Below are 9,907 nucleotides of genomic sequence, written 5' to 3'. Positions count from 1 at the left end.
AAACGAGAGGTTCAAGCGGTTAGCGTCAACCGTGGCTACTCGTCTGCGTCGGCCACGTCGCGACCTTCGGTCTGGTCAAGGGCGTCCGGATCAGCATCCTCGTCTTCAGTCGGGGTCACGACGCCGCCGGGATCGCGCTGGGCGGCCAGTTCCCGTGCGCCGACGCCCAGACCCTGTTCAATGGCCAGGTTGGCGTCGACCTCGTCGGTCTCGAAATGCGGGGTCTCGGCGTCGCGATTGTCAACGTCGGTCATGTCGGTCTCCTTGAGGTCCAGATGAGACAACCGGTCGGCCCCGCCGGGGTTCCATATCGTCAAATGCGCCGCCGGAATGGCCTGGGGAATGAACCTTTGCCGTCAGTCCGGCGTATGGGGTGTTCAAGCGTCACCGAAAGTCCGCCCATGTCCTCCATCGCCCGTCCTACCCCGACCCAGCGCACCCGACGCCTGGTCGTCCTCTCCGCCGCCGTCTTCGCGGTCGTCGTGCCGTTGGTCCAGAACCTCGCGGGGCTGGGACTGACCCAGGCCGAGTTCGCCGCTGACGGCAATACGACCCTTCGGGTCGCGGGATATGCCTTCTCGATCTGGGGCCTGATCTACCTGGGGCTGATGGCCTATGCGATCCGGCAGGCCCTGCCCCAGACGGGCGAGAGCACCCTGATCAACCGGATGGGCTGGCCCTCGGCGGTCGCCCTGTTCGGGATCGGCTTCTGGATCATCGTCGCGGCCATGAACCTGAAGGTCGCCAGTGTGGGCGTCATCTTCGCCTCCCTGCTGGCCCTGCTGGTCCCTCTGTTGATCAATGCCGGAACGATCCGCAGCCTGCCGCGCGTCGACCGGGACCGTTGGCTGGTGGCCTGGCCGCTGGCGGCTCTCGCCGGCTGGCTGACGGTGGCGGCCCCGCTGAACCTTATCACCACGGCGACGGCGCTGGATGCGCTTCCCCCCGCCCTCTCGCCCACCGGCTGGGCGATCCTTGCGGTTGCCGTCGTGACCCTGGTGGCCCTGGTCGTGACCTGGCGGCTGCGGCTTCTGGCCTATCCCCTGCCCATCGCCTGGGGTCTGATCGGGGCCTTCGCGGCCGAACAGGAACGCAACCCGACCCTGGCCTTTACGGCTCTTGCGGCTGCCGTCATCCTGATCGTGGCGGGCGTTCTTCTGGCCTTCCGCCTGAAACCCGGAGTCGAGCGCGCGCTTTAGCCGGAACGGAAGGCCGACCATGGCTGACTCTCGTCGCGAGTCCGTCTAGAAGGCGCGGCCATGAGCGCTTCTGAAAAGACCCCCGAAAAGTCGATGGCCGAGCTGGCCGCCGAATACGGCCTGGCCCCCAATGAATACGCCGTCGTGCTGGAACGGCTGGGGCGTGAACCCAACCATGTCGAGCTGGGGGTCTTCTCGGTCATGTGGTCCGAGCACTGCTCGTACAAATCCTCCAAGATCCACCTGGGCAAGTTCCCGACCACCGGACCCCGCGTCATCTGCGGGCCGGGCGAGAACGCCGGGGTGATCGACATCGACGACGGCGACGCCTGCATCTTCAAGATGGAGAGCCACAACCACCCCTCCTATATCGAGCCCTATCAGGGCGCGGCGACGGGCGTGGGCGGCATCATGCGCGACGTCTTTACCATGGGCGCGCGCCCGGTGGCCCTGCTGAACGCCCTGCGCTTCGGCGATCCGTCGCACGAGAAGACCAGGCGCCTGGTCAAGGGCGTCGTCTCGGGCATCGGCGGCTACGGCAACTGCGTCGGTGTGCCGACCGTGGCGGGCGAGACCAATTTCCACGCCGGCTACAACGGCAACATCCTGGTCAACGCCATGTGCGTGGGTCTGGCCAGGGCGGACAGCATCTTCTATTCCGCCGCGCCCTCGGCCGGCCTGTCGGTGGTCTATTTCGGCTCCAAGACCGGCCGTGACGGCATCCACGGCGCGACCATGTCCTCGGCCGAGTTCGACGACGAGTCGGACAGCAAACGCCCGACGGTGCAGGTCGGAGACCCCTTCGCCGAAAAGCTGCTGATCGAGGCGACCCTCGAACTGATGGCCTCGGGCGCCGTGGCCGCCATCCAGGACATGGGCGCGGCGGGCCTGACCTCCTCCTCGGTCGAGATGGCCGGCAAGGGCGGCGTCGGCATCGAGCTGGATATGGGCGCCGTGCCCCAGCGCGAAACCGGCATGACGGCCTATGAAATGATGCTGTCGGAAAGCCAGGAGCGGATGCTGGCCGTTCTGAAACCCGGCCGTGAGGAAGACGGCCACCGCATCTTCAAGAAATGGGGACTGGACGCCGCCGTCATCGGCGTGACCACCGACACCGGACGTCTGGTGCTGAAGCATCACGGCGAGACCGTTTGCGACGTGCCGCTCGCCCCCCTGTTCGACGATGCGCCCCTGTACGACCGGCCGTGGGTCCAGCCCGAGCTGCACCCGCGCCTCGCCGCGGCGGACGTGCCCGCGCCGGAGAACTGGGCCGATGCGGTGATGAAGGTCATCGCCTGCCCCGACATGGCCTCCAAACGCTGGATCTGGGAACAGTACGACCGCCACGTCATGGCCGATACGCTGCAGGATTCGGCGACGGGCGCCGACGCGGGCGTGGTCCGCGTCCACGGCACGGACAAGGGTCTGGCCGTGACCAGCGACTGCACCCCCCGCTACGTCCAGAACGACCCCTATGAGGGCGGCAAACAGGCCGTGGCCGAGGCCTGGCGCAACCTGACCGCCGTCGGTTCGCGCCCGATCGCCATCACCGACAACCTGAACTTCGGCAACCCGCAGCGGCCCGAGATCATGGGCCAGATCGTCCGCGCCATCGACGGCATGGCCGAGGCCTGCCGCGAACTGGCCTTCCCCGTCGTGAGCGGCAACGTCAGCCTGTATAACGAGACCAACGGCGTCGCCATTCCGCCGACCCCGACCGTGGGCGCCGTGGGCCTGTTGCCCAACTATGATGTCGTCGTCGGCTTCGGCGGGGCGGTCGAGGGCGATGTTCTGGTGCTGATCGGCGAGACGGTCGGCGAACTGGGCGCCTCGATTTATCTGCGCGAGGTGCTGGGCCGCGAGGACGGCGCCCCGCCGCCGGTCGACATGAAGCTGGAGCGCAGGACGGGCGACTTCGTCCGCGATCTGATCGAGGCCGGCGACCTGACCTGTGTCCACGACCTGTCGGACGGCGGCCTGATCGGCGCTGCAGCCGACATCGCCCTGGCCTCGGATGTCGGTATCGAGCTGGACGCAACGTCGGCGACCCACGCCCACATCTTCCTGTTTGGCGAGGATCAGGCCCGCTATCTGACGGCGGTGTCGGACCCCGCCGCCCTGATCGCGGCGGCGCAGGAAGCCGGTTTGCACGCCTCGGTCGTCGGCCGGGTCGGCGGAGCGGACTTCGCCTCGGGCGACCTGTTCCGTATCCCCCTCACCCACCTGCGCGAATGGCACGAGGGCTGGATGCCGGGCTGGATCGAGAGCTGAAGGCGATGCCCGAGGTTTTCCGCCACAAGGGCTACCGCTTTCATTTCTATTCTAACGAGGGCACACCTCGCGAACCCGTCCACATCCACGTCGAGAGCGCGAACGGGAAAGCGAAATTCTGGTTATGGCCGGAGGTTCGCGTCGCATCCGAAAAGGGCTATGATCGCAAGACGCTGGCCGAGCTCACGTGGATCATCCGCAAGGAGCGCGAACGGATCGAACGGAGATGGAATGCCCACTTCAGCGGCTAAGAAGGTTTGGTTCGACGACTACACCATGTGGGTCGATCTCGACGACGGTCGCACGTTGGGGATTCCGTTAGCCTGGTTTCCTCGCCTTCTGGATGCAACGCCGGACCAGCGGAATGCTGTTCGCATAGGCTATGCGGGCGAAGGTCTGCATTGGGACGAAATCGACGAGGATATTTCCGTCGAAGGCCTGATCGCCGGGCGCGGCGACATGACCAACCGGCCGGCAACGGCGGCCTGATCCCGAGCCCTCAACCCAGCCTGTCTTCCCGGCGCCACGTTCGGGGCCTAGGCTTCGCGGCATGGCCGATGGTTCTCCGCTTTTCCGTCCCTGGACGCCGGCGCGACGCACGGCGCCGCTCGGAACATTGCCCTTCATGCTCCAGGCCTGGCGCGACCCTCTGGGCATCTGGTCCGAGCGCCATTTCCGCGAGCCGCAACTTTACGGCAAGGGCCCGCTGGGCGCTGTCATGGTGGTCAGCCACCCCGAAGGCGTCCGCCACGTCCTGACCGAAAACGCCGCCAACTATGAGAAGGGCGCCTTGCAGCGCCGGGTTCTGGGGCCGCTGCTGGCTGACGGCCTGCTGCTGACCGAAGGCGATGTCTGGCGGCGCGCCCGGCGTATCCTCGCCCCCCTGTTCACCCCCGCCCGCACCGTCAGGACCGCCGGCCGGATGGCCGAGGTCTGCGCCCGCCGCGTCGACAGCTGGCGGCTGGATCAGGGCGCTCGCGTCCTGAACATCGACTCGGAGATGTCGGGCCTGACCTTCGACATCCTGTCCGCCACCCTGTTTTCCGATGAACTGGACGGCGATGCGCAGGGTTTCGAGGCGGCGCTGAACCGCTATCTGGGGGTTGGCGCGCGGATCAGCCCGCTGGATGTGATCGGCGCCCCGAACTGGATCCCGCGCCTCGGCCGCCTTGCCGCCGGCGACACGGCCCGTTTTTTCGAACGCAAGGTGGCCGCCCTGGTCTCGGCGCGGCGGGCGCGGATCGAGGCGGGGGAGGCTGCGCCTGACGACCTGTTGACCGCTCTCCTGTCCGCGCGTGACGAAGCCGACGGCGCCGCCCTGACCGACCGCGAGGTCGCCGCCAACATCCTGACCTTCATCCTGGCCGGTCACGAGACCACAGCCCGCACCCTGGGCTGGACCCTGCATCTGATCTCGCGCAGCGCGGACGTGGCGGAGCGCCTCAAGGTCGAGGCCGACGGTCTGGATGTCTTATCGCCCGACTGGACCGATCGCCTGCCCTGGACCCGCGCCGTGATCGAGGAGGCCATGCGGCTGTTCCCCCCGGCGCCGACCCTGGCCCGCCGGGCGCTGGGCGCGGATGTGATCGGCGGCCAGGCGATCGAGGCCGGAACGGCCGTGATCATTTCTCCGTGGGTTCTGCATCGGCACGAGCGGCTGTGGGACGATCCCGCCGCCTTCCGGCCCGAACGGTTCCTGCCTGAGAACCGCAAGTCCATCGACCGCTATGCATGGATCCCGTTCAGCGCCGGGCCCCGCGTCTGCATCGGCGCGGCCTTCGCCATGCAGGAGGCGATGATCGCCCTGGCGACGGTCCTTCGCACCGCCGGAATTGAGGCCGTCACCCCCGTCGAGCCTCACCCGGTCCATCAGGTCACGCTGCGCGGCCGCGAGCCGATATACCTGCGCCTCAGGGCAAGGACGCCGCCTGCGGCCTGATCCCGCGCGGCCGGACGAGGGCGAGCGCCAAAGCGCAGCCGAGGGACGCCACGGCGCTGCTGGCGACCACGATGCCCTGACCGGTGTTCGGGCTGACCACCGGGTGCAACAGGAAGGTGACCGCCGCCCCGAAGGCTGTCGTGGCGAGAACCCAGATCAGGCTCGACCGGATCCATGGCGATGAAAAGGCTGCGGCCAGCCCGGTCAGGATCGAGAAGGGCAGTCCGATCACATAGGCGATGATCACCGTGAAAAAGCCGGACAGCAGCAACAACGATCTCAACTTCGGCTCATCGGCCGGAACCTGCGAGATCGTCCAGCCCAGGGCGGTCAGAAAGCCGATGAACGGCCCCACCAGGGTGAAGACCAAGACGACCGCAAGGGTCCGCCCCCATTCGATCCGCCCCATACTCTGCCTCCGCGCCTGATCCTGTGGAAACTAGGCGGACAAAACTGCCCGCGCACCTGACGGCGGCTGACAGTCGCAAGAGGACTGTCACATGGCCGGGCTAGAAGGGGGCCGAACAGTCGGAGCAGCCCCATGAGCAGGATCGATCTTTCGCGGCGGGGTCTGCTGCTGACTGTGGCGGCGGGCGGCGCGACCCTGGTCGCCGGGCGTCAGGCCATGGCCCAGATGGTCTACGAGGACAATCCGTTCCAGCTGGGCGTGGCCGCGGGCGATCCCCTGCCCGACGGGTTCGTGATCTGGACGCGGCTGGCGCCCCGCCCCCTGGAGCCTGACCACGGCATGCCGTCGCAACCCGTCGCCGTCTCGTGGGAGGTGGCGACCGAGGCCGGCTTCGGAAACAGCGTGGTGCAGAAGGGTGAGGCCGTCGCCCGCCCCGAACTGGGCCACGCCGTCCATGTCGAGGTCGGGGGTCTGGAGCCGGGCCGTCCCTATTTCTATCGTTTCACCTCCGGTCGCGAGCGGTCGGGCGTGGGTCGCGCCAAGACCATGCCCGTCGCCGGCGCGGCCCTGGCAGGGGTTCGGTTCGGCGTTGTCGGCTGTCAGGCCTATGAGAGCGGCTACTATACCGCCCATCGCAAGATCGCCGGCGAGGACCTGGACTTCATCTACTGCTACGGCGACTATATCTACGAAGGGCGCGGCAACCGTCTCTACGGCTCCACCAGCCCGCAGGAGAACCTGCGCACCCACATCGGCGGCGAGGTCTATACCGTCACCGACTATCGCCAGCGTTACGCCCAGTACAAGATGGACGCGGACCTGCAGGCCAGCCACGCCTCGGCGGCCTGGTTCACCGTCTGGGACGACCACGAGATCGACAACAACTGGGTCTCCGGTATCGATCAGGACGGCACCGACCCGCAGGTCTTCGCCCTGCGTCAGGCAGCCGCCATGCAGGCCTACTACGAACATATGCCGCTGCGGAAATCTTCCTTCCCGCGCGGATCGGCCATGCAACTGTACCGCCGTGCGGTCTATGGCGACCTGCTGGACCTCAACCTGCTCGACACCCGCCAGTTCCGTACCGACCAACCCTGCGAGGACCGGTTCAACGCCGGTTGCGACGGCATCAATGACCGCGCGGCCCAGGTGCTGGGCGAGGCGCAGGAAGCCTGGCTGCTGAGCAATCTGGATCGCTCGGAGGCGACCTGGAAGGTGCTGGCCCAGCAGATCATGGTCATGGATCTGGATCGCAACCCCGGCGCGGACTATGGCGTCAACACCGACAGCTGGGCCGGATATCGCGTGCCGCGCGCCCGCCTTCTGCAGCACGTCAAGGACCGCCGCATAGACAATGTGGTGGTCCTGACCGGGGACGAGCATCAGAACTATGCCGGTGAACTGTACATCGACGGCCGCAATCCGGAAGGCGCGCCGATCGCCACGGAATTCGTCTCAACCTCGATCAGTTCGGGCGGCGACGGATCGGACCAGCGGCCGGATCAGGAGGCCTTCCTCGCCGCCAACCCGCAGCTGAAGTTCCGCAACAGCCAGCGCGGCTATGTGATCTGTGACGTAACGAAGGAACGCTGGCAGACCGAGTTCAAGGTTCTGGACCAGATCCACGACCGCAACGGCGTCCTGTCGACGCGGCTGAAACTGGCCATCGAGGCCGGCGACGCCCGGCTCGTCAGCGCCTGATCACCCGCACTCGCGGACGACGCCTGCTCAGGCGCCGTCCTTTGCGGTCAGGAACAGCATCAAGGCAGCCCGGTCGCCGTCGAACAGGCGGTCGGTCAGGGCGTCCACCTCGGCCCGGACCCACGCCTGACGCTCAAAGGCGGGGTGGTAGCGCTGGCGACCATCCTCCCGGACCGACCGGACCGCCCCCTTGTGCATGAGCCGGTTGAGGAGGGTCTTTATGGTGGCGTCGGCCCACGGCCGGGTCGCCTTCACCTCCTCGATCAGCGAGACGTAGGACAGGGGCCCGCGCCTCCACAGGGCGGCCATGACCTCGGCCTCGGCCTCGGTGATCGCAGGAAATCCGGCCTGTCCCATCAGGCTTTCAGCACCATGCGGTCGATGCGCGATTCGATGACCCAGTGACAGATCACGGCCACCACCCCGACGGTCAGGCCCAGCACCATGAGAAACATGGCCTCCGCCAGTCCCGGCGCCAGCACATTCATCGGCTGCGGGCCGACGTTTGACAGGCCGATGAACATCATCAGACCGTTGAAGGCGGCGCCCAGCAGGCCCAGCAACGGCGCGCCCAGCCTCAACGCCGACACGAAGGCCGATCCGCCCGTCAGGTGATGGCCCGACAGGACCTTTCGCGCCGTCACGACGACGGCGGCGATCAGGGCCAGGATCAGGATCAGCATCACCAGCTTCATCGGCGGGGCGGCGTCGCCGACGACCATGGCCGGATTCATCGGCCGGGTCTGGGCCCAGGCGACGGCGGGCAGCAGAACCGGAAGGGCCGCGATGGCCAGAGCGGATTTCAGGCGGATGACAGGCACGGCGAACCTCAACGACTACGGACGTAATTAGTTCAGATTACGCACGTAATCCCGACTGTCAATCCGTAGGGACGGGGATCGCCTGACTGAGCCGTCCGCCCATCCGGATCGGCTCGATACGGGTCGCCAGGCCGGTCCGGTCGTCGGTCTCGACATAGACGCCGCAGATGGTCGCCGGCCCGTGGGCGGGGACGTAACGACCCTGGGAGATGCGGGTGGTGAAGCGCCGCAGGGGCTCTTCCTTCTCGTTGCCGATGACGGAGTCGTAGTCGCAGCAGCCGCCGGCGTCCGTCTGATAGGCCGTGCCCCCGGGCAGGATCTGGCAGTCGGCCGTGGGCACATGGGTGTGGGTGCCGACCACGAGCGAGGCCCGGCCGTCGCAGAAATGGCCCATGGCCATCTTCTCCGAGGTCGCCTCGGCGTGCATGTCGACGATCACCGCGTCGGCCACAGCGCCCAGGGGTGCGGCGTTCAGTTCCCGGTCCACAGCGCTGAAGGGGTCGTCGTTAGGGTCCATATGGATGCGACCGAGCACATTCATGACCAGAACCGTCTTGCCGCTGTGGGTCTCGAACAGATTGGCCCCGGCGCCCGGGGCGTCCATCAGCCGGGGATAGTTGGCCGGCCGGATCAGGCGCGGCTCGCGCACGATATAGGTCAGGGCCTCGCGCTGGTCCCAGGAGTGGTTGCCCAGGGTCAGGCAGTCGGCGCCCGCCATGAACAGCTCACGCGCCGTGTTCTCGGTGATGCCGAAGCCGCCCGCCGCGTTCTCGGCATTGACCACCACGAAGTCGAGTTTCAGATCGCGCTTCAGCCCGGGCAGGTGATCGGACAGTCCATCGCGCCCGGACTTGCCGATCACGTCGCCAAAAAAGGCCAGTCTCATGTCATCATCTTTGTGGTTGGGCCGGCAGGCCAGTCCTCGCAACGCAGGCCTTCGACCCGCTCGAACTCTCGTAGATTTCCTGTGACGACGATCAGGCCTCGGCTGCGGGCATGGCCGGCGATCAGGATGTCGTTGCCGCCTATGAGCTGTCCCTTGCGTTGAAGATCAGCCTTGATGTCCGCCGCATGTTCAGCGGCCTCGGCGTCAAAATCCAGCACGGACATCCGCGCGATCAGGCTGACGACAAAGCCTTGCTCGCGCTGGGGATTGGCGGACATCGCGGCCCCATGCAGCAGTTCCATGAGCACGACGGTCGATGTCGCAAGACCATGGGCATGGGCGTTCATGCGCTCCTCGAGCACACCGCTGACGAGGGGTCGATTTCGAATGAGACGGACGCAGATGTTTGTGTCGAGGCAATAGCGCGGCATCAGAACCCGGCGACCGAGTCGTCGATCGGATCATCCGGCTCGACAATGTCCCCGCCAGGTCCTGCGAGAAAGTCGGACCAGACGGCGTCCGCCGGGACGAGCACAAGGCTGCGCCCCTCCCTGATGACCCGCAGTTCCTTGACGTCATCGGGAAACGCAGCCGCCTTGGGCAGACGCACAGCCTGGGACCGGTTGGAGGTGAAGATCGTCGCCTTGAGGGGGGCTTTGAAAGGCGCGTTCATGCTTTCAA

General features: G+C 66.9%; 13 protein-coding genes. 6 read left to right on the top strand and 7 right to left on the bottom strand.

The window, feature by feature from the left end:
• Positions 1-35: 35 nt before the first annotated feature.
• Positions 36-254 carry a hypothetical protein gene (locus ACW17W_RS05495; protein ID WP_492079732.1) on the bottom strand — a complete coding sequence of 73 codons (219 nt, stop codon included), beginning with the start codon at positions 252-254 and terminating at the stop codon, positions 36-38.
• 147 nt (positions 255-401) lie between these two features.
• On the opposite strand from ACW17W_RS05495, the gene ACW17W_RS05490 reads away from it, so the two are divergent.
• The 5 genes from ACW17W_RS05490 to ACW17W_RS05470 all read left to right on the top strand — a co-directional run bounded on the left by ACW17W_RS05490 (position 402) and on the right by ACW17W_RS05470 (position 5,409).
• On the top strand, positions 402-1,199 hold the full coding sequence (locus tag ACW17W_RS05490; RefSeq protein ID WP_492079731.1) for a TspO-related membrane protein: 798 nt from the start codon (positions 402-404) through the stop codon (positions 1,197-1,199).
• A gap of 60 nt (positions 1,200-1,259) precedes the next feature.
• On the top strand, positions 1,260-3,470 hold the full coding sequence (gene purL, locus ACW17W_RS05485; RefSeq protein ID WP_492079730.1) for a phosphoribosylformylglycinamidine synthase subunit PurL: 2,211 nt from the start codon (positions 1,260-1,262) through the stop codon (positions 3,468-3,470).
• A 5-nt stretch (positions 3,471-3,475) separates the two neighbouring features.
• Positions 3,476-3,721 carry a DUF4160 domain-containing protein gene (locus ACW17W_RS05480; protein ID WP_492079729.1) on the top strand — a complete coding sequence of 82 codons (246 nt, stop codon included), beginning with the start codon at positions 3,476-3,478 and terminating at the stop codon, positions 3,719-3,721.
• Positions 3,702-3,959 carry a DUF2442 domain-containing protein gene (locus ACW17W_RS05475; RefSeq protein WP_492079728.1) on the top strand — a complete coding sequence of 86 codons (258 nt, stop codon included), beginning with the start codon at positions 3,702-3,704 and terminating at the stop codon, positions 3,957-3,959. The genes ACW17W_RS05480 and ACW17W_RS05475 overlap by 20 nt, the downstream gene beginning before the upstream one ends.
• Before the next feature lie 136 nt (positions 3,960-4,095).
• Positions 4,096-5,409, top strand: a complete 1,314-nt coding sequence (locus ACW17W_RS05470) for a cytochrome P450 (protein WP_492079727.1) — start codon at positions 4,096-4,098, stop codon at positions 5,407-5,409.
• Here the strand turns inward: ACW17W_RS05470 and ACW17W_RS05465 are convergent.
• Positions 5,381-5,818 (bottom strand): hypothetical protein, encoded by a 438-nt coding sequence (locus tag ACW17W_RS05465; RefSeq protein ID WP_492079726.1) that lies wholly within the window; start codon positions 5,816-5,818, stop codon positions 5,381-5,383. The genes ACW17W_RS05470 and ACW17W_RS05465 overlap by 29 nt on opposite strands.
• A gap of 132 nt (positions 5,819-5,950) precedes the next feature.
• Here ACW17W_RS05465 and ACW17W_RS05460 point away from each other — a divergent pair, with 132 nt between their 5' ends.
• Entirely contained in the window at positions 5,951-7,519 is a 1,569-nt protein-coding gene (locus tag ACW17W_RS05460) for an alkaline phosphatase D family protein (protein ID WP_492079725.1), read from the top strand.
• Positions 7,520-7,546: 27 nt separating this feature from the next.
• Here ACW17W_RS05460 and ACW17W_RS05455 read toward each other — a convergent pair whose 3' ends face one another.
• From ACW17W_RS05455 to vapB, 5 genes are read right to left on the bottom strand one after another with little or no spacing between them, the layout of a single operon-like run.
• Positions 7,547-7,876, bottom strand: a complete 330-nt coding sequence (locus tag ACW17W_RS05455) for a BlaI/MecI/CopY family transcriptional regulator (protein ID WP_492079723.1) — start codon at positions 7,874-7,876, stop codon at positions 7,547-7,549.
• Complete coding sequence (locus tag ACW17W_RS05450; protein WP_492079722.1) at positions 7,876-8,340, bottom strand: MotA/TolQ/ExbB proton channel family protein; 465 nt, start codon at positions 8,338-8,340, stop codon at positions 7,876-7,878. The genes ACW17W_RS05455 and ACW17W_RS05450 overlap by 1 nt, the downstream gene beginning before the upstream one ends.
• Before the next feature lie 58 nt (positions 8,341-8,398).
• Positions 8,399-9,226, bottom strand: a complete 828-nt coding sequence (locus ACW17W_RS05445; protein ID WP_492079721.1) for a TIGR00282 family metallophosphoesterase — start codon at positions 9,224-9,226, stop codon at positions 8,399-8,401.
• Entirely contained in the window at positions 9,223-9,657 is a 435-nt protein-coding gene (locus tag ACW17W_RS05440) for a PIN domain-containing protein (protein WP_492079720.1), read from the bottom strand. Before ACW17W_RS05440 ends, ACW17W_RS05445 begins: the two co-directional genes overlap by 4 nt.
• Positions 9,657-9,899 (bottom strand): type II toxin-antitoxin system VapB family antitoxin, encoded by a 243-nt coding sequence (gene vapB, locus ACW17W_RS05435; protein ID WP_492079719.1) that lies wholly within the window; start codon positions 9,897-9,899, stop codon positions 9,657-9,659. The genes ACW17W_RS05440 and vapB overlap by 1 nt, the downstream gene beginning before the upstream one ends.
• Positions 9,900-9,907 lie beyond the last annotated feature (8 nt).

It is taken from the genome of Brevundimonas sp. FV1ye29L (assembly GCF_058681095.1).
Note: the sequence above shows the minus strand (reverse complement) of the source record. Positions and strands in the feature narration are given on the sequence as shown.